Below are 18,065 nucleotides of genomic sequence, written 5' to 3'. Positions count from 1 at the left end.
GGTCTGTCTCCGGTTCGATCAGGCAGTCATTCGGCGGGCACGGCGAAGGCCGGGCTCGGTTCGGGCTTTGGAGGGACGGCGTCATGGCGAGGCTGCCACGGCGTATAGGTTTCCGGGCCCTTTTTGATCATCGCGAGCATGAGCCGGACCTCGATCACTGCCAGCGTGCCATAGAGCAGGGTGAAGCCGATGATCGTCGTCCAGATGGCGGGAACGCTTAAGCTCGATGCCCCCAGGAAGGTCGGCAACACACCGTCCACCGCCCAGGGCTGGCGCCCGATCTCGGCCACGAGCCAACCGATCTCCGCCGCGATCCACGGTAGCGGCATGATGAGCACCGCCAGCCGCAGAAACCATTTCCGGTCGAACTTGCGGGTGTTGGCGAAGTAGATAGCCGCACCGAAGAAGGCGATGAAGAAGAAGCCGAGCCCCGCCATGCCGCGGAACAACCAGAAGAGCGCGGGGACATTCGGGACGGTTGACCATGCGGCCTTGTCGATCATCGTCGCGTCGGCTTGGCGCGGATCGGCGACGTAGCGCTTCAGCAGCATCGCATAACCAAGGTCTTCTTTGTTACGCTCGAATGCCTCGCGCGCAGCAAGATCCTTGGGATTGGCCTTGAGCCGCTCGACCGCGTCATAGGCGGGCAGGCCGCTCAAGATTCGCTCCTTTGCTCGAGCGACCATCGGATGAATGCCCTCGACCTGCCCGGTCAGGCTGCGCGTGCCGATCAGGCCCAGCACATAAGGGATCTTCACTTCATACAGCGTCTCGCGTCCCGAATTGGATGGCAGGCCGAATACCGCGATCCCAGCAGGGGCAGGCTCGGTATGCCATTCGGCCTCGATCGAGGCGAGTTTCATTTTCTGGTTATCGGTAAGTGCGTAGCCGCTCTCGTCCCCCAGCACGACGACTGACAGAGAGGAAGCAAGGCCGAAGGCGGCCGCGACCACAAAGCTGCGCTTGGCGAGTTCGAGATGCCTGCCCTTCAGCAAATAATAAGCCGATATGCCGAGTACGAAGACCGACGCGGTGACGTAACCAGCGCTGACGGTGTGGACGAACTTGGCCTGCGCGACCGGATTGAACAGCACGGCGGCAAAATCAGTCACCTCCATTCGCATCGTGAGCGGGTTGAAGGCAGAGCCGACCGGATGCTGCATCCAGCCATTGGCGATCAGGATCCAAAGCGCAGACAGGTTGGAGCCAAGTGCCACCATAAAAGTCGTGAAGAGATGCTGCCGCTTGGTCAGCCGATCCCAGCCGAAGAACATGACGCCAACGAACGTTGCTTCGAGGTAGAATGCCATCAGCCCTTCGATGGCGAGCGGCGCGCCGAAAATGTCGCCGACATATTGCGAGTAATAGGACCAGTTGGTGCCAAACTCGAATTCCATCGTCAGCCCGGTCGCGACGCCGAGCACGAAGTTGATCCCGAACAGCTTGGCCCAGAAGCGCGTGACGTCGCGCCAGATCGGGCGGTCGGTCATCACATAGACGCTTTCCATGATGACCAGGATGAACGAAAGGCCCAGCGTCAAGGGCACGAACAGGAAGTGGTACATCGCGGTGAGGGCGAACTGGAGCCTCGATAGCTCGACGACAGCCATGTCCATTTGCAAATCCTTCGTGTTCGGTCGCTCAGCGCGTTTGCGACGGCATCGCGCTTGGCGCTTTGACAAACATCAGTTACTCAATACGACATGATGAGTAAACAAAAAATAGCAGGTTTGGCTTGGCTGGCTGATCTGGTTGGCGCAGCGCTCTTCGCGTGGGGGATCGCTGACGCCATCGCCAGGCTTGCGGTGGGCACGGCGCTGCCGCTCGTCGCGGTGGCTGCTATCGTGGGGGGCGGGATGGTTCGCGCCGCATCGGTCCTGCTGGTGCATGCACTCGCAATTCAGGGTGCGCAGGCAACGTCGACTGCCTTGAGAAGTCTTGTGCTCCGCCGCCTGCTGGCCGCGCCGCTGTCGCTCGCGCCGCTGATTGGCCAATCGGCCATATTCGCGATCGATCACCCCGAGACCATCGCGCAATATGAAGCCCGATTCGTCCCCGCCCGCATGGCGGCCACCGCAGTGCCGCTCGTCGTCCTCGTCATCGTCGCCTTCGCGAGCATGGTCGCTGCCGGGATATTGCTGGTGACGTTGATACCCTTCGCGTTCGGCATGATCCTCGCGGGATCAATGGCCAGGGGCGCTTCGGAACGGCAGATGGCGGCGCTCGGGCGATTGTCTGGGCTGTTTGTCGACCGGGTGCGGACGCTGCAGATCATTCGCCATTTCGGGGCAGAGGAGCGGATTGCCCGGCAAGTCGCCGCCGCGACTCGCGACGTCGCCGATCGCACGATCATCGTGCTGCGCGCGGCATTCCTGTCGAGCGCGGTGATGGAGTTTTTCGCGGCGCTGTCGGTAGCGCTGGTCGCGGTCTATTGTGGGTTCAGTCTGCTCGGCCTGCTGCCTTTTCCCAACCCTGAAACGCTTACGCTGCGCGAAGCCTTTTTCGTGCTCGCGATGGCACCTGAATTCTACCTGCCGATGCGGCGTTTGGCCGCCGCCTATCATGAGAAGCAGCTCGGCGAGGCGGCGCGGACTGAGCTTCGCCCGATCCTAGAGGCCGAAACGGTAGCGCCGCCCGAGGCACGCTATCATGGCGTCAAGGTAGCTCATCTGACGATCGACTGGCCGGGGCGGCGGATCGGCCCTGTCGATCTGGTGATCGGCAAAACCGGGATGGTCGCGCTGACCGGGATAACGGGAAGCGGCAAGACGAGCATGCTCGCCGCCATCGCCGGGCAGATTGCTCCCTCGAATGGCACCGTCACGCCAATCGCTCCCGAGGACATCGCTTGGGCGGCGCAGCGCCCACTGATTCTGCCCGGTACGCTCCGCGATAATCTTGCGCTCGCCAGACCTGGGGCGGACGATTCCGACATCCTGGCTGTCTCTGAACGGATTGGCCTGTTGCCGTTGATTGCCTCACGCCCTGAAGGCCTTGATCTCGCGTTTGATTATCGCGGTTCGGGCCTCTCAGGCGGCGAACGGCGCCGCATCGGTCTGGCGCGCGCGGTGCTCTCGGCACGTCCGCTGCTGCTCTGTGATGAACCCACCGCCGATCTGGATGCCAAGAGTGCGGAAGACATCATCGCCATGCTCCGCGACATGGCGCGACACCAAGCCATCATTGTCGCAACCCATGATGCCAGGCTGATCGGCGTCGCTGATGCAGAGGTGCAGCTATGAACCGTTCGCCGATCCCCGCCGCGTTCGGTCTCGGCGAGCGCGCCACTCTGCGATGGGCGACGGTCTGTGCACTGCTTGCCGGACTCTCATCGATCCTGTTGTTGGCGCTGTCGGGCTGGTTTCTGACAGCAGCGGCAATCGCTGGTGTCGGCGGCGCGGCAGCGGTGCTCGCGTTCAACTATCTGCTCCCCAGCGCAGCGATCCGTGGGCTCGCCATCATACGGACTGGCAGCCGCTATGGCGAACGCCTCCTCGCACATCGCGCAGCTTTGCTAGGCATAGCGACTCTCCGCGCGCAATTGTTCGGCAGACTCGCTGCGCAGGACAGCCGGATTTCCGCCGACCTATCCGGCGGCGACGCGAGCGGGCGGCTGATGGGCGATATCGCGGCGCTTGAGGATCTGATCATCCGCCGTCCCACGCGGCCAGCGAGCTTGGTCGCCGCAGCGTTTGCGGTGGGGCTTACCTGCTTCGCCGGTTGGGCTTCGGCGCTGGCACTGGCGTCGATGCTCGGCGCCTTGCCGTTCCTTCTCGCGGTCATGGCCAGACGGGTCACTGCCGTTCCTGCCCGCGACGCCGCAGACGCGCTTGGCGAACTTCGGACGAAGTTCGTCGACTATGCTGCCGCGCGGCCGGAGATCATTGCTTATGGCCTCGCCGATCGCGTCCTAGCCGATCTCGATGCCCAGGCCGGGCGTCTCGATCTTGCCCGTGCGCGCCTGTTTCGCGGCGAGGCGCTGATCGCGGGACTAATGATGGGATACGGTGCGCTCAGCGCTGCGCTGGTCCTAACGCTCGCGGTGGGCGCTGCAGCCGACATCGCCCTCGCGCTGCTCGCCGCGACAGCATCGGTCGAGGCGATGGCCGCCTTTGCTCGAAGCGCATTCCGCCATGCCAGCGTTGAAGAGTCGTTGGAGCGATTGTCGACGTTGACCGCACTGCCCCAGGGCGCGGTTCCGCCAATGGCGCTCGACACGACCGCAATGACTTTTGCGCTGGGACCGACCCGGCTTCTGCCGGCCTCGCGCGTCGCGATCACGGGCGTTTCGGGTTCGGGCAAGACGCGCCTGGTCGAGGCGCTGGCAGGGCTGCGGCCCGCCATTCATGCGATCATGATCGATGACATGCCCATCGCGAATTGTGCTGCCGACCGGCTGCGCCAACACTTCGCCCTGTCGCCGCAGGATGCCACGCTGATCGCTGGCACGATTGCCGACAATCTCCGCCTCGCACGACCAAGAGTGACAGTGCAACAGATGCAGGACGCACTGACGACCGCGTGCCTCGCCGATCGTATCGCAGCGATGCCGGACGGACTGGAGACACGGATCGGGGAAGATGGCGGAACGCTTTCCGGGGGCGAGCGCAAACGATTGTCGCTGGCTCGCGCACTGCTTGCCGGGCGCCCCTGGTTGATTCTCGACGAGCCGACTGAAGGGCTCGATGCGGCAACCGAGGCGGACCTGGTTGCGCGGCTGGACGCCTGGCTGCGCATGACCGCGACCGGGCTAATTCTGGTTTCGCACCGCCCCGCCCCACTCATGCTGGCGACGCAGCAGATTGCAATCAGCAACCTCGCTCCGACCGTCAGCGACTATAAATACGATTACGTTAAATGATATATTGAATTTGCCGAGCTCCGCGGGTCGACGTATGGAAGGTTCAGCGGCGATCAACGCCCCGAAGGATCTGATGATGGAAACTGACACCCAGGCCCGCATCGGCTTGCCACGCATCGGTGACCCAGCGCCCGACTTTACCGCAAAGACGACGATGGGGCCGCGCTCGCTGGCAGATTATCGTGGCAAATGGTTGATCCTCTTCTCGCATCCAGCGGATTTCACGCCGGTTTGCACCACCGAGTTCATGGGCTTCGCCAATGCGACCGCCGACTTTGCAGCGCTCGATTGCGCGCTGCTCGGGCTGTCGATCGACTCGGTCCACTCGCACATCGCCTGGGTGCGAACGATCAAGGAGAAATTCGGCGTCGACATCACTTTTCCGATTATCGACGACCTGTCGATGCAGATTGCCCATGCTTACGGCATGATCCATCCCGGCGCGTCGGACACGGCGGCTGTGCGTGCGACCTTCATCATCGATCCCGAAGGAATCGTCCGTGCGATGGTCTATTATCCGATGTCCAACGGCCGATCGGTGGCCGAATTCCTCCGATTGCTCGAAGCCTTGCAGACTGCCGACGCCAACAAGATCGCCACCCCCGAAGGCTGGCAGCCCGGAGAGGATGTTATCGTGCCGCCGCCAGCGACCGTCGAAGCGGCAGACGCACGCGCAAGCGAAGGCTATGCCTATGTCGACTGGTTCTTCAGCAAGCGCCCTCTCGCCGCGTGAAGGGCAAACTGATAGGCTGCGGGCAAAAGGATGTGTGCGCCAATGTCGGTTGCTGATCACCTGATTTATGCCCTGCTGTGGCTTGGCTTTGCTATGAGCCATAGCGTCCTGGCCGGTGCCGATCTCCGCCGAGGTATGGGTCGGCTGGTCGGGCGGGCGCACCGGCTTGTTTATAATGCGCTGGCGCTTCTTGCACTGCTCGCCGTGTTGGCGACCGGTCATTGGCTTGCCGGTAGTGCACTGCCATTCATGATGCCGTTGGCGCTGCGTTGGGTGATGAATGCCGCGGTTATCGCTGGGCTCGTGCTCGGCTGGGTAGCGCTGCGATCCTATCACCTCGGCGCGTTCATCGGCACGGCGCAATTGCGCGGTGCCGATGATACCGCTGCGGCGCTGTCTGTGAGCGGCCTGCATCGCTGGATACGCCATCCGCTCTATTCGGCAGTATTGCTGATCGTCTGGGGGATGGCTCGTTCGGAGCTGGATGTGGCGACGGCCTGCTGGGTGACCTTGTACCTGATTATTGGCAGCCGCATCGAGGAGCAGCGCTTGATCGCGCGTTATGGCGACGCCTATCGACGTTATCGCTCGACGACTCCGGCATTCCTGCCGCGGTGGCGACGGGCGACATCGCGCTGACCGACCAAGATCGGGTCACGGCGACCCACAGAAGAGAAGGGCAAAGGCAATGAAATCGAGTCAGCCCAACGGCGAAAATCCGACCAGCGATGACTGGGCAGGCGCACGCGGCGAGAAATGGCTGGCGCAACTCGGCCGGATGGAAGCCATGTTGGCTCCGGTCGATGCACCATTGATCGAGCTGCTCGCGCTGGGCGGCGCGCGGCGGATTGCCGACCTCGCCTGTGGCGGCGGTGGCACGACGCTGGCCGTCGCCGCTGCTTCCGATCCAGGAGCGGCGGTGTTCGGATACGACATCTCTCCTGCGCTGGTGCTGTTCGCGCAGCGCCGCGCGGCGCCGGCCGATCCGGCCCCGGTATTTGCCGTGGGGGATAGCGCCAGCCTAGCGGTCGGAGTGCCGTTCGACCGGATCGTCTCGCGGTTCGGGACGATGTTCTTCGCTAATCCCGCCGTTGCCTTTGCCAATATCGCGGGGCTGCTGGCACCGGGGGGTCGCTTTGCCTTCGCCGTCTGGGGGCCACCGGCCGATAATCGCTGGATGGCGATCGTGCGCGAAACGATCGGCGCGCTGATCGACCTGCCGCCGCCGCCGGCCGATGCGCCAGGGCCGATGCGCTATGGAGAAGTCGAGATACTGCTCGAGATGCTGAACAAGGTCGGCTTTCGCCACGTCGAAGTGCAGGACTGGCGCGGGGACCTTGCTATCGGCGGCGATCTCGAGCCTCATGCCGCTGCCCGGTTCGCGTTAGAGAGCATGTCGGTGGCGCAGGCGCTATCCGATCGAGGGCCAGAACTGATCGCGCGCGCAACGGTGGCACTTGCGCAGCGGTTTGAGCAACACTGGTCGAACGGTGGGGTTCGACTCCCCGCGCGCGTCCACCTTGTCCACGGCACCCTCTGACCACTTTAGCCTAAAATCATTCGCCAGTTGGCGGTGACGCAGCACAACTGTTGCTGCAGGCCATGTGCAAGCAGGCTTTGCACATTGGTCATCATACCCGCCGCCAGACCAACGATCCTCGCTAGCACAATCAGCGCCGCTTCACTCTCTCTTAATCCCTGCCTGATGCGGACCAAGAGCAAACTTCGTCGGGGGAGCAACCGTTTCACGCGAAATACCATGCGCGCGGTTGCACCCATGCCGACGAGCCGGTCACCTGCAACTCCTCGGTGTTGAGGCCGTGCGTTTGCTACGTGAGCGTCATGGCATAGGCGCCTCGCGCGCTACGATCTGATCGACGGCCTCAAGTGCCTTGGCGGCGTACATCACCGACGGTCCGGCGCCCATGTAGACCGCCATGGCCAATGTTTCCGACACTTCGGCACGGGAAGCGCCCTGCTTCACGGCGCCTTCGGCATGATAGGCGATGCACGGATCGCAGCGGACAGCGACGCTGATCGCCAGCGCGACAAGTTCCTTGGTCTTTGCATCGAGCGCTTCACCACCATGAGCAGCTCGGGCCATATCCGAAAACGCCTTCATCACATCGGGTGAGGCCGCACGAAGATCCCGCACCGCGCCGTTCATGGTGCCCATCAACGCCAACCAGTCTTCTACCATCACCGACTCCTGAAAATCGCGTTGCTTATGCCGATGCAAACCTGGGGCAGCGCCGCAACGGTACCGTCCAACTCGACCGCACCGGACAAACATCGCAGCGAACGCGATCATTCTGTTTGATTCGTATCAAGGTCGGACGTTCCGATACCGCTATTTTCGAGCTATTGGGTCAAGTGCTCAAAAACGTCGCCCGGCGTACTTCCGAGCCATGGATAGGAGTACCGGATGATGCGGATCGCCATCGGACTCGTTTTTGTTGCAAGCGTCGCGCTTGCAGGCTGCGACAAGCAAAAATCTTCGACCGGTCAGCCGGTCGGTACCCCCGCCGCGCTGAACCCGACGGTAGCCGCCAGCGAGCCGCTCATGGAAAACGCGCGGACATTATTCAAAGCCATCCCCGCCACCGCTCCGGCGCTGCCCGGGAATAACACGACGCCAGCCAAGCTCGCGCTAGGCAAGATGCTGTTCTTCGATCCGCGGCTGTCGGCAAGCCACGCCATAAGCTGCGCTTCGTGTCATAATATCGGTCTCGGCGGGACTGATAATGAGCCGACATCTATCGGTCATCACTGGCAGCATGGCGGTCGAAATGCCCCAACAGTATTGAACGCTGTCTTCAATACCGCACAGTTCTGGGATGGGCGCGCCGCCGACCTCCAGGCGCAGGCGGGCGGGCCGATGGTCAATCCGGTCGAGATGGCGTCGCCGCAAACGCATGTTGCGGAGCAGCTAAAGGGTATCCCCGGCTATCGCGATGCGTTCGCCAAAGCATTTCCGGATGAGGCTGATCCGATCAGCTTGTTGAATGTGCAAAAGGCGATCGCCGTTTTCGAAGCTGGATTGCTGACGCCCGATGCCCCGTTTGATCGATACCTGAACGGCGATGCGAAGGCGTTGACGGTCACTCAAAAACAGGGGCTGAAACTGTTCATCGACAAGGGGTGTGCTGCTTGCCACAGCGGGATCAACGTCGGCGGCGGGATGTATGCAAAATTCGGGGTTGTGGCCTCGCCGGGGGCGGCGATGCGGCCGCCAGGCGACAAAGGCCGGTCGGCGGTCACCGGCTTGGTCGGCGATGACTATAATTTCAAAGTCCCGTCGCTCCGCAACATTGCTCTGACCGCGCCCTATTTCCACACCGGATCGGTGTGGGACCTGCGCCAGGCGGTTGAAGTGATGGGCAATGCCCAGCTCGGTGATAAACTGGCAGCACCCGAAGTCGATCATATCACGGCGTTTCTCGGCAGCTTAACCGGGGCGCAGCCGCGCGTTGTGATACCGATCCTGCCCGCCAGCGTTGCGGGGACCTCGCGACCCCAGCCATGACGCCGTCTGCCCGCCTTCAGGCGCTGCCCTGATCGTCACCGAGGCTAGTCGGCAGTCGGGACCGACCGGCTGTGCAAACGTGCGCAACAGTGAAGGGCGTCGTCATCCGGCCTGGCTGAGAGCAGCCTGCACTAATCAATGCCCGCGATCGCGCGCAGGCGGTATGCGGCTACCAATACCCGTCCACCAGCCTCCGCCCGCGCGGCTTGCGCCTCGATTGCCTCCCGCACGGCGTCCAGCTGGGCAAGTTGCGGCTTTACGCCGGCTTTCACTTCCAGCGCCGTGCCACGCAGAGCCGCTTCGCTTGCTGTTAGCCGAGCTTCGCTCGCCGATAAAACAGCGCGCGCGGTCGTCACGTCTTCGAATGCGATGACGGCTTGTTGCTCGACGACGAGCCGGGCATCGTCGGCATCGGCTTGCGCAGCGCGGAGGTCAGCGGCAGCGCCGCTTGCTTTGGCACCGATCCGCCCGCCACTGAAAATGGACCACCGTGCGCGCAGCCCGACCGAGGCGCTGTCGGCCTTGTAACCGGGGAAAAACTGGTCGCGTACGCTGGCCGCTTCGGCATAGGCACCGATGGTCGGCAATCGCTCCGCGCGCACGCCGTCGGATTTGGCGCGTGCGGCATTGATCTGGCGAAGCGCGGCGAGCACCGCCGGATTTCCCTTCAGCGCCATCGCAATCGCCGCGTCGCGCGATGAAGGGATTTGGGGCGCACCGGGCAAATCACCATTGAGCGCGACGGGATGGCCTGCGAGCGTCTCAAGCTGCGCCATGGCCCCGGCCAATTGCCCCTGGGCACCCGACAGACCGGCTTCCGCTTCGGCGCGGCGTGCCTCGGCCTGAGCGGTTTCGGTCGAGGTGCCCTCGCCTGCTTTGAACTTGAGCCGCGCCTGGCGAAGCGTCTCGTCGAGCGCGCGATTGAGCGTGTCGTAGCGCGCGATCAACTCTCGGGCAGCAACCGCCCGCACATAGGCCTGAACGACGTGGACTCGCAGCTCGAGCGCGGTCATCCGCACCTGTTGGTCGGCCGCTTCGGCACCTCCGGTCGCTTGGCGGATCGCGGCGTTGATTCGACCGCCGGTGAACAGCGGCAGCTCAACCGTGGCGCGCGCCGATCGCGGCACGACATCATCGGCGGTGAGCCCGAAAAACCCCTGCGGGTCGATCCGCCCGACACCAATCTGGCCCTCGAGCGCAGCGGATGGGGCGCGTTCTGCTCTGGCCGCGCTGACTCCGGCGCGCGCCGACTCGGCGCGCGCCCGCGCGCCTTCGAGCGACGGGGATCGCGCCATCGACTCCGCAATCACCGTGTCGAGGCTTTGGGCCGATGCCGGCATGGCAAGCGCCGTCAGCGCGGCGCCCGCAACCAGTCGAAGCAACAGAGGCCCTCGCATGATCAGCGAAAGGCCGTTCCGGCGCGGACGCCGAGCGCCTTGAAGATCATGGCTGCTGGGCACCATCCGGTCAGGCTGGCCTGCAGCATGTTGGCGCCAGCAAAAAGCGTCAGCGCGATCCACCAAGGGGACACGGTGACGGCGAGGATGGCACTGACCAGCACTATCGTGCCGGCAAAGGCCAATACGGCCCGATCGAGGTTCATCACGATTTTCCTTAATTGTCGAAGCGGAGTTTCTTGATGCCGAGTACATGCAGCGCGAGCTTTTCGTAGAAGGGCTCGCTCTCGCCCATCCGCACCTTGCGCAGGAAGTATTTCTCGAAGCCGATCTTGGCCAGATGCACCCATTTGCCTTCGGACGACCAATTGACGTTGCGTGGCGGAATCTGCGGCTTGGCGACGAAGGCGACGCCACCGTCACCAAAATCGGCGAGGCAGATCGCGTTCCAAGTGGCTTCGTTGCTTGGCTCCTCGCCATTGTGCAGTTGCTTCAGGTTGGCGGCAATCGCGCTCACCATCGACTCGATCATGAAACCGGTCTTGGGGACCCCCACCGGCACCGGCGTGGGTCCGGTCGGCGGAATCGCGATGCACACGCCGAGCGCGAAGATATTGCGATAGGTCGGGTTGCGCTGATGCTTGCCGGTCAGGATGAAGCCGCGCGGGTTGGATAGCCCCTCGACACCGCGCACCGCCGCAATCCCGCGGAACGGCGGCATCAGCATGCCCCAGCCGAACGGTAGGTCGTATGTTTTCTTGTCGCTTCCGTCGTCGTTCACTTCGGTGACGTGCATCATGCCGTCGTCGACGCTCGTCACCTTGGCGTTGGTGATCCACTTGATGTGGCGATTGCGCATCTCGCTTTCGAGAAGACCCTTGGTGTCCCCGACGCCGTCGAGGCCGAGATGCCCGACATAGGGCTCGGGCGTGACGAAGGTCATCGGCACCTTGTCGCGGAGCTTGCGCTTCTTCAGCTCGGTATCGAGCGTCATCGCCATCTCATAGGCCGGGCCGAAACACGACGCGCCTTGGGCGGCGCCGACCACGATCGGGCGGGGATTCGCGCAAAGTTCCTCGAACTTCGCATGGGCCGCAACAGCGTGCGCGGTCTCACAGATAGACACGGTGTGATGGTCGGGGCCGAACCCCGCGATCTCGTCATAGGCAAGCTCGGGGCCAGTCGCGATCACCAGATAGTCATAATCGATAAGCGAATTATCGTTTAACTCGATCCTGTTCGACTCCGGATGGACCTTGCGCGCGCCAATGCCGGTATAGGCAATGCCGTGCTTGGCCATGACAGGAGGCAGGTGCACGCGGAGCGCTTCCGGCTCGCGCCAGCCCACGGCAACCCAGGGATTTGAGGGCACGAACCAGTAATCCTCGCCTTTGCTGACGACGGTGACGCGGGCTTTTCCCTTCAATGCTGCGCGGATTTCATAGGCGGCAATCGTGCCGCCGAGGCCAGCACCCAGCACGACGATATGCGATTCGGACATTTCCGGTTCCTCTCACTCGATATGGGTTGACGCATATAACTATTACACGATATGTGCAATCGAGAAATTTGAAGAGGTGCCGCCATGTTTGGATTCTCGCGTAAACCCTCGCATCGCGTCGTCAGTCCGGCCGAGCTGCAAACGCTGTTGCGCGCCGGCACGGCGACCGTCGTGGATGTTCGCGAGCCCAATGAATTCGCCGCAGGACACATCCCCGGGGCACACAACCTGCCGCTATCGCGCTTCGACCCGGCGGCGCTGCCCGTCGTGGGCGGCAAGACGCTGATCCTGTCCTGCGCAGCCGGCAGACGATCGGCGATGGCACTCGATCGCTGTGCGGCGGCCAAGTCCGATGTCGATACGCATCTTGCCGGTGGCTTCGGCGCCTGGACGTCCGCCGGCCTGCCGGTCGAGAAATAGGGAGCTCCGACGCATGTCCCGTACTCAGCCCGGAATCGCAGCATTGCTGCTGACGATCCTCCCGCTTGCCGCCTGCGGCAGCGCGCCCGAAGTGCCAACGGCCAAGGTCGCCGCGCCCGCCGGGCCACGGCTCAAGGTCGCCGCGGCCCAAACCAGCGACTGGAAATCGGTGAGCGCCGAAATCGCGACGGTGGATCAGGCGCAGGCGATCGCGCGCATTCCTGGTATCCTGACCACGCTCACCGTCCGCGCGGGCGACATGGTGCGCAAGGGGCAGGCGATCGGACGGATCGTCGACAGCCAACTCGCGCCGCAGTCCGCCGCCTTCGGGGCGCAGGCCGCGGCTGCTCAGGCGCAGGCGGCCCAGGCACAGGCCGATCTCGCGCGCGTCCGGTTCCTTTATGACAATGGCGTTTATGCGAAGGCGCGGCTCGATCAGGCGCAGGCAGTGGCGTCCGCCGCCAATGCCCAAACCCGCGCGGCACGGGCGCAGCAGTCAGCGGTCGGCGCTGTGGCCGGGCAAGGCGTCGTCATCGCGCCCGCGTCGGGACGCGTCTTGCGCGCCGACATCCCTGCAGGAGCGGCCGTCGCGCCGGGGATGGTCATCGCCACGATTACAGCAGGAGATACCGTCCTGCGCCTGACTCTCCCCGAATCACTCGCGAGCCAGATCCATGCCGGGTCGCGGGTCCGCGCCGATGGCCGGACCGGTGCTGTGGTCCGTGTCTATCCCTCGGTTCAGGCAGGGCAGATTACCGCCGATGCCACGATGAGCGGCATCGACAACAGGCTGATCGGCCGCCGCCTCGCTGCTGAGGTTGAGACCGGCACGCGACGGGCACTGGTCGTGCCGACCAGCTACATTATCCGTGCCTACGGTATCGACTCGGTCACCATTCTCGCCGTCGACGGCAGCGCCGCGAGCGTCCCGGTCCAGACCGCCCCGTCGGGCGACTTGGGCAAGGTCGAGATCCTGTCGGGCGTCACCCCCGGCGACACGCTGATCGCGGCGCCCGCGAAATGAGCCTCGGCATCTCGGGGCGGATCACCCGCGCGACGATTCAGTCGCCGCTGACGCCCTTGTTCCTGCTCGCCGCGATCCTTGTTGGTCTGCTTGCAACTTTCACGATCGCGCGCGAGGAAGAACCGCAGATCAGCGTCCCGATGGTCGATATCCGAGTGATGGCACCGGGCTTGTCCGCCGCCGATGCGGTCGAACTCGTCGCCAAGCCGCTCGAGACAATCGTCAAGTCGGTTGATGGGGTCGAGCATGTCTATGCTCAGGCCGAGGACAATGGCGTGCTCGTCACCGCGCGCTTTCTCGTTGGGTCGAACCCCGAAGATGCCGCGACCCGCATCGACGAGAAACTGAACGCCAATATCGACCGTATCCCGGTCGGCATTCCCCCGCCACAAGTGACGGTGCGCGGCATCAGCGACGTGCCGATCGTAGTGCTGACGCTGTCACCCAGCCCCGGCGCGCCGGGTGCCTGGAACGATCAGTCGCTCCTCCAGCTTGCCGGGCGGCTACGCAGCGAAGTCGCCAAGGTCGACAATGTCGGCTTGAGCTTCATCGTCGGCGGCCAGCGCGAGGCGATCCGTGTCGCGCCCGATCCGGCGAAACTGGCGCTGCATCAGGTGCCGCTTGGCAATGTGATCGACGCCGCGTCACAGGCCAATCGCTCCTTTCCCGCGGGCACGGTGCGCGAAAATGGACAGGCCGTGAGCGTCGTCGCCGGCCAAACGTTGGGTAGCGCCGCCGATGTCGGCGCGCTGATCGTGCGATCGGTCAGCGGCGCGCCCGTCTATCTGCGCGACGTCGCCAGCGTCCAGCAGGCCGCGACCGAGGATCAGGCGCGCGGCTGGCGCTGGTCGCGCAGCGAAGGCAAGGGCTGGAACCGCGCACCTGCCGTCAGCATCGCCATCGCAAAACGCGCAGGCGCCAACGCGGTCGATGTCTCGACCGGCGTCGTCGCGCGGGTGGCAGCGCTGAAAGGCACGCTGATCCCCGCCAATGTCGATGTCGCCGTCACGCGCAATTACGGCGCAAGCGCCAATGACAAGGCGAATGAGCTGCTCTTTCACCTTGCGCTGGCCACCGTCTCGATCGTCATCCTGATCGGTTTCGCGATTGGCTGGCGCGAAGCGGGCGTTACCGCGATCGTCATTCCGACGACGATCCTGCTGACGATGTTCGCTTCCAAGCTGATGGGTTTCACGATCAACCGCGTCAGCCTGTTCGCGCTGATCTTTTCGATCGGCATTCTGGTCGATGATGCGATCGTGATAATCGAGAACATCGCGCGTCACTGGGCGATGAAGGATGACCGCAGTCGCATCGATGCGGCGGTCGATGCCGTTTCGGAAGTCGGCAATCCGACGATCGTCGCCACCCTGACCGTGGTCGCCGCGCTTCTCCCGATGCTGTTCGTCTCCGGGCTGATGGGGCCGTATATGGCACCGATCCCGGTCAATGCGTCGGCCGCGATGGTGTTCAGCTTCTTCGTCGCGGTGATCATCGCGCCGTGGCTGATGATCCGCTTCGCCCGCTCGGCAGTCAACGACGGCGATGCCCATGCGGACCATCATGGCGGCAAGCTCGGCCTGCTCTATGCTCGCGTCGCGAGCCGCGTCATCGCGACCAAGCATAGCGCGCGGCTGTTCCTGATCACGGTCGGCGTCGCCACGCTGGTTGCCTGCTCGATGTTCTATTTCAAGGCGGTGACCGTGAAGCTGCTGCCCTTCGACAACAAGAGCGAAGTCCAGCTCGTCGTCGACCTGCCCGAAGGCAGCAGCCTCGAAGCGACCTCGCGCGCGCTCGAACAGGCCGCCGCCATCGTCCGCACTATCCCCGAGGTCGAGGCGATGGAAGCCTATGCCGGCACCTCCGCACCGTTCAATTTCAATGGCCTCGTTCGGCACTATTTTCTGCGCGCACGCCCCGAAATGGGCGATCTCATGGTCACGCTGGCCCCCAAGGAAGATCGCGCGCGCGCAAGCCATACGATCGCAGTGGCTCTACGCGAAAAGCTGAAGGCTGTGCCGCTACCTCCAGGCAGCTCGATCAAGGTCGTCGAGACACCCCCCGGCCCGCCCGTGCTCGCGACGTTGCTCGCCGAAATCTATGGCCCCGACGAAGCCGTCCGCCGCGCGACGGCAACCCAGCTGGAGGCGATCTTCAAATCGGTGCCGTACATCGTCGATGTCGACAACAGTTTCGGCGATCCGCGCCCCGAACTGCGCCTGATCCCCGATCGCGCCAAGCTCGACCAATATGGTCTGTCAGAACGCCAGCTACTCGACAGCATCGGCGCGCTGCTCGGCGACCAGATCGTCGGCTATGCCCCGCGCGGCGGCGGGCGCGATCCGCTGCCGATCCAGATCGCGCTCGACCAGTCGCAGCGCAGCTGGAGCCAGGCGCTCGCCGCCACGCCGGTCGCGGTGACGCAAGGCGGGGGCGGCCCGCAACTCATCCAGCTCGGCGAACTGGTCGAGGCTAAGATGCAGCCCGGCGGCCAGAGCATCTACCGTCGCGACGGACGCGGTGCGACGATGGTGACGGCCGAACTCGCCGGGCGCTACGAAGCCCCGATCTACGGCATGCTCGCAGTCGATGATGCGGTGAACAAGTTCGACTGGAAGGCCCACGGGCTGGTCAAGCCCGAGATCCGCCTCAACGGCCAGCCCGCCGACGAGAGCAAGCCGAGCCTGTTGTGGGACGGCGAATGGGAGATCACCTGGGTCACTTTCCGCGACATGGGCGCAGCGTTCGGGGTGGCGTTGCTCGCCATCTATGTGCTGGTCGTCGGCCAGTTCCGCAATTTCAAGCTGCCGCTGGTGATCCTCACCCCGATCCCGCTGACCTTGGTCGGCATCGTCATCGGCCATATGCTGTTCGCGGCACCCTTCACCGCGACGTCGATGATCGGCTTCATTGCGTTGGCCGGCATTATCGTGCGCAATTCGATCCTGCTGGTCGATTTCATCAACCACGCCCGCGCGCCCGATAAATCGCTGCGCGATACCTTGCTCGAGGCGGGAATGATCCGGTTCAAGCCGATCGCGTTGACGGCAGCGGCGGCCATGATCGGGGCGGCGGTGATCCTGACCGATCCGATCTTCCAGGGTCTCGCCATATCGTTGTTGTTTGGCTTGGCCTCTTCAACCTTGCTGACTGTGCTGGTGATCCCGGCAATCTACATCGTCTTGCGCGATGACGGTCGCCCAGCGACAGTAAGCCAATGAGCTTTACCGGACCTATCGCCGCGCTGCACAACAATGCCGCGCATGTCGCCGAACGTCTGCGGCTGCTCGCGCACCGCGATCGACTGATCATGCTGTGCCGGATGACCGATGGTGAGGTTTCGGTCGGGGAGCTCGTCACTCTAACCGGCCTGTCACAATCGAGCGTATCGCAGCATCTAGCGGTGCTGCGGGAGGCGGGTACGGTCAGGGTGCGCGCCGAGGCCCAGTCGCGCTTCTACCAACTGGTCGATGCACAAGTCGCCGGGATTATCGCGGCCTTGTGTGATTATAGTGGTCGGATCGCCGGAGAGCCCGCATGAGCAGCGCCATCCTCGTTTGCCCGCACTGCCAGGCGCTCAACCGCGTCCCCGATGCACGGCTGGGCGAGCATCCGAACTGCGGCACGTGCCGCCGCCCGCTGACGACGGGCGCACCGATCGACGCCAATTTGGCGCTGTTCGACAAGATCATCGGCCGAAGCACCGGCCGGGTGCTGGTCGATTTTTGGGCGAGCTGGTGCGGCCCGTGCCGGATGATGGCTCCCGCCTTCGCGGCGGCTGCCGCTGAGCTTGACCCGAGGGTTCGGCTGCTCAAGGTAGATACCGAAGCCGAACAGGTTCTGGCCGCGCGCTACGCGATCCGCTCGATCCCGACCTTGATTCTGTTCAAAAGCGGCGCCGAGATCGCCCGGCAGGCGGGTGCGATGGACAAGGCGGGGATTATGCGCTGGGTAGCGAGCGCTGGCGGCGCCTAAGATCGCGCCATTCGGTTGGTTGGCAATGAATGCATGGAGGGCATAATGAAGATCTTGTTGGCTTTTGCCGCACTCGCGGGTGTCGCTGTGGCAGGCCCCGGCTTTGCGCAGCAGCACCGCGCACCGGCGATCGAGCCCTTTGGCGCGACATTCCCGACCGAGGGGGCGCTGGAGCGGCCCGATCCGGCGCTGCGCTACCGCGTCGTGTTTCCCGTGACGAAGGCAAGCGCCGATCCGGCCAAGCCCAACGCCTCACTCGAGCGCGTTGCGCGCTTCCTCAACCTGCTCGCCGCCGATGGTGCGCACGTCAAACCGGGCGAGATTGTCGCGATCCTCTACGGTCCCGCCACGCAGATCGTCACCAACGATACCGTTTATGCCGCTCAGACGAAGGCGCCGAACAACCCCAACATCGCGCTGATCGCCAAGCTGAAAGCCGCAGGCGTCGTCGTCGCGGTGTGCGGCCAGGCGCTCCGTGCGCATAAATACGAGGGCAAGGACGTTGCGCCGGGCGTGCGGGTCGATGTGTCCGCCATGACCACCATGGCGAACCTGCAATTGCGCGGCTGGGCGCTGCTGCCTGAGTAAGCCTATGAAGCCGCCACACCTGAGCGGGGCACCTGACCGT

General features: G+C 64.0%; 17 protein-coding genes. 12 read left to right on the top strand and 5 right to left on the bottom strand.

Annotated features, from left to right (window positions below; all coding sequences use genetic code 11):
- Window positions 1-26 precede the first annotated feature (26 nt).
- The gene (locus HMP06_RS11135) at window positions 27-1,616 is read right to left on the bottom strand and encodes a cytochrome ubiquinol oxidase subunit I (protein ID WP_176497149.1); all 1,590 of its coding nucleotides are present in this window, start codon (window positions 1,614-1,616) and stop codon (window positions 27-29) included.
- 90 nt (window positions 1,617-1,706) lie between these two features.
- Between HMP06_RS11135 and HMP06_RS11130 the strand changes: the two genes are divergently transcribed.
- The 5 genes from HMP06_RS11130 to HMP06_RS11110 all read left to right on the top strand — a co-directional run bounded on the left by HMP06_RS11130 (window position 1,707) and on the right by HMP06_RS11110 (window position 7,134).
- Window positions 1,707-3,242 carry an ABC transporter ATP-binding protein/permease gene (locus HMP06_RS11130; RefSeq protein ID WP_232089611.1) on the top strand — a complete coding sequence of 512 codons (1,536 nt, stop codon included), beginning with the start codon at window positions 1,707-1,709 and terminating at the stop codon, window positions 3,240-3,242.
- Window positions 3,239-4,861, top strand: coding sequence for an amino acid ABC transporter ATP-binding/permease protein (locus tag HMP06_RS11125; protein WP_176497147.1), 1,623 nt, complete (start codon window positions 3,239-3,241; stop codon window positions 4,859-4,861). Before HMP06_RS11130 ends, HMP06_RS11125 begins: the two co-directional genes overlap by 4 nt.
- A gap of 76 nt (window positions 4,862-4,937) precedes the next feature.
- Complete coding sequence (locus HMP06_RS11120; protein WP_176497146.1) at window positions 4,938-5,594, top strand: peroxiredoxin; 657 nt, start codon at window positions 4,938-4,940, stop codon at window positions 5,592-5,594.
- A 42-nt stretch (window positions 5,595-5,636) separates the two neighbouring features.
- A complete protein-coding gene (locus HMP06_RS11115) occupies window positions 5,637-6,233 on the top strand; it encodes a methyltransferase family protein (protein ID WP_176497145.1) in 597 nt (198 codons plus the stop codon).
- 49 nt (window positions 6,234-6,282) lie between these two features.
- Window positions 6,283-7,134, top strand: coding sequence for a class I SAM-dependent methyltransferase (locus tag HMP06_RS11110; RefSeq protein ID WP_176497144.1), 852 nt, complete (start codon window positions 6,283-6,285; stop codon window positions 7,132-7,134).
- Window positions 7,135-7,434: 300 nt separating this feature from the next.
- Here HMP06_RS11110 and HMP06_RS11105 read toward each other — a convergent pair whose 3' ends face one another.
- A complete protein-coding gene (locus HMP06_RS11105; RefSeq protein WP_176497143.1) occupies window positions 7,435-7,794 on the bottom strand; it encodes a carboxymuconolactone decarboxylase family protein in 360 nt (119 codons plus the stop codon).
- Window positions 7,795-8,019: 225 nt separating this feature from the next.
- On the opposite strand from HMP06_RS11105, the gene HMP06_RS11100 reads away from it, so the two are divergent.
- The gene (locus HMP06_RS11100; RefSeq protein ID WP_176497142.1) at window positions 8,020-9,120 is read left to right on the top strand and encodes a cytochrome-c peroxidase; all 1,101 of its coding nucleotides are present in this window, start codon (window positions 8,020-8,022) and stop codon (window positions 9,118-9,120) included.
- 131 nt (window positions 9,121-9,251) lie between these two features.
- Here the strand turns inward: HMP06_RS11100 and HMP06_RS11095 are convergent, their stop codons facing one another.
- From HMP06_RS11095 to HMP06_RS11085, 3 genes are read right to left on the bottom strand one after another with little or no spacing between them, the layout of a single operon-like run.
- Window positions 9,252-10,460, bottom strand: coding sequence for a TolC family protein (locus tag HMP06_RS11095; protein WP_176497141.1), 1,209 nt, complete (start codon window positions 10,458-10,460; stop codon window positions 9,252-9,254).
- A 59-nt stretch (window positions 10,461-10,519) separates the two neighbouring features.
- Window positions 10,520-10,723, bottom strand: coding sequence for a YgaP family membrane protein (locus HMP06_RS11090; RefSeq protein WP_176497140.1), 204 nt, complete (start codon window positions 10,721-10,723; stop codon window positions 10,520-10,522).
- 11 nt (window positions 10,724-10,734) lie between these two features.
- Window positions 10,735-12,018: an NAD(P)/FAD-dependent oxidoreductase gene (locus HMP06_RS11085; RefSeq protein WP_176497139.1), complete on the bottom strand. Its 1,284-nt coding sequence runs from the start codon at window positions 12,016-12,018 to the stop codon at window positions 10,735-10,737.
- Window positions 12,019-12,102: 84 nt separating this feature from the next.
- On the opposite strand from HMP06_RS11085, the gene HMP06_RS11080 reads away from it, so the two are divergent.
- From HMP06_RS11080 to HMP06_RS11055, 6 genes are read left to right on the top strand one after another with little or no spacing between them, the layout of a single operon-like run.
- The gene (locus HMP06_RS11080; RefSeq protein WP_176497138.1) at window positions 12,103-12,438 is read left to right on the top strand and encodes a rhodanese-like domain-containing protein; all 336 of its coding nucleotides are present in this window, start codon (window positions 12,103-12,105) and stop codon (window positions 12,436-12,438) included.
- Window positions 12,439-12,451: 13 nt separating this feature from the next.
- Window positions 12,452-13,462, top strand: a complete 1,011-nt coding sequence (locus HMP06_RS11075) for an efflux RND transporter periplasmic adaptor subunit (protein ID WP_176497137.1) — start codon at window positions 12,452-12,454, stop codon at window positions 13,460-13,462.
- Window positions 13,459-16,683 (top strand): efflux RND transporter permease subunit, encoded by a 3,225-nt coding sequence (locus tag HMP06_RS11070; protein WP_176497136.1) that lies wholly within the window; start codon window positions 13,459-13,461, stop codon window positions 16,681-16,683. The genes HMP06_RS11075 and HMP06_RS11070 overlap by 4 nt, the downstream gene beginning before the upstream one ends.
- Complete coding sequence (locus tag HMP06_RS11065) at window positions 16,680-17,003, top strand: ArsR/SmtB family transcription factor (RefSeq protein WP_176497135.1); 324 nt, start codon at window positions 16,680-16,682, stop codon at window positions 17,001-17,003. Before HMP06_RS11070 ends, HMP06_RS11065 begins: the two co-directional genes overlap by 4 nt.
- Window positions 17,000-17,437 (top strand): thioredoxin TrxC, encoded by a 438-nt coding sequence (gene trxC, locus HMP06_RS11060; protein ID WP_176497134.1) that lies wholly within the window; start codon window positions 17,000-17,002, stop codon window positions 17,435-17,437. Before HMP06_RS11065 ends, trxC begins: the two co-directional genes overlap by 4 nt.
- A 45-nt stretch (window positions 17,438-17,482) precedes the next feature.
- The gene (locus HMP06_RS11055; protein WP_176497133.1) at window positions 17,483-18,025 is read left to right on the top strand and encodes a DsrE family protein; all 543 of its coding nucleotides are present in this window, start codon (window positions 17,483-17,485) and stop codon (window positions 18,023-18,025) included.
- Window positions 18,026-18,065 lie beyond the last annotated feature (40 nt).

Source organism: Sphingomonas sp. HMP6 (assembly GCF_013374095.1).
GTDB lineage: Bacteria > Pseudomonadota > Alphaproteobacteria > Sphingomonadales > Sphingomonadaceae > Sphingomonas.
The sequence above is the reverse complement of the archived record's forward strand: the minus strand, read 5'-3'. Positions and strand labels throughout refer to the sequence as shown.

Bases quoted from the DNA above. Each gene is read 5' to 3' on its own strand.
- HMP06_RS11090 (WP_176497140.1), bottom strand. From the start codon at position 10,723: ATGAACCTCGATCGGGCCGTATTGGCCTTTGCCGGCACGATAGTGCTG.
- HMP06_RS11055 (WP_176497133.1), top strand. From the start codon at position 17,483: ATGAAGATCTTGTTGGCTTTTGCCGCACTCGCGGGTGTCGCTGTGGCA.
- HMP06_RS11120 (WP_176497146.1), top strand. From the start codon at position 4,938: ATGGAAACTGACACCCAGGCCCGCATCGGCTTGCCACGCATCGGTGAC.
- HMP06_RS11130 (WP_232089611.1), top strand. From the start codon at position 1,707: ATGAGTAAACAAAAAATAGCAGGTTTGGCTTGGCTGGCTGATCTGGTT.
- HMP06_RS11110 (WP_176497144.1), top strand. From the start codon at position 6,283: ATGAAATCGAGTCAGCCCAACGGCGAAAATCCGACCAGCGATGACTGG.
- HMP06_RS11075 (WP_176497137.1), top strand. From the start codon at position 12,452: ATGTCCCGTACTCAGCCCGGAATCGCAGCATTGCTGCTGACGATCCTC.
- HMP06_RS11070 (WP_176497136.1), top strand. From the start codon at position 13,459: ATGAGCCTCGGCATCTCGGGGCGGATCACCCGCGCGACGATTCAGTCG.
- HMP06_RS11065 (WP_176497135.1), top strand. From the start codon at position 16,680: ATGAGCTTTACCGGACCTATCGCCGCGCTGCACAACAATGCCGCGCAT.
- HMP06_RS11115 (WP_176497145.1), top strand. From the start codon at position 5,637: ATGTCGGTTGCTGATCACCTGATTTATGCCCTGCTGTGGCTTGGCTTT.
- HMP06_RS11125 (WP_176497147.1), top strand. From the start codon at position 3,239: ATGAACCGTTCGCCGATCCCCGCCGCGTTCGGTCTCGGCGAGCGCGCC.
- HMP06_RS11085 (WP_176497139.1), bottom strand. From the start codon at position 12,018: ATGTCCGAATCGCATATCGTCGTGCTGGGTGCTGGCCTCGGCGGCACG.
- HMP06_RS11100 (WP_176497142.1), top strand. From the start codon at position 8,020: ATGATGCGGATCGCCATCGGACTCGTTTTTGTTGCAAGCGTCGCGCTT.
- trxC (WP_176497134.1), top strand. From the start codon at position 17,000: ATGAGCAGCGCCATCCTCGTTTGCCCGCACTGCCAGGCGCTCAACCGC.
- HMP06_RS11105 (WP_176497143.1), bottom strand. From the start codon at position 7,794: ATGGTAGAAGACTGGTTGGCGTTGATGGGCACCATGAACGGCGCGGTG.
- HMP06_RS11135 (WP_176497149.1), bottom strand. From the start codon at position 1,616: ATGGACATGGCTGTCGTCGAGCTATCGAGGCTCCAGTTCGCCCTCACC.
- HMP06_RS11080 (WP_176497138.1), top strand. From the start codon at position 12,103: ATGTTTGGATTCTCGCGTAAACCCTCGCATCGCGTCGTCAGTCCGGCC.
- HMP06_RS11095 (WP_176497141.1), bottom strand. From the start codon at position 10,460: ATGCCGGCATCGGCCCAAAGCCTCGACACGGTGATTGCGGAGTCGATG.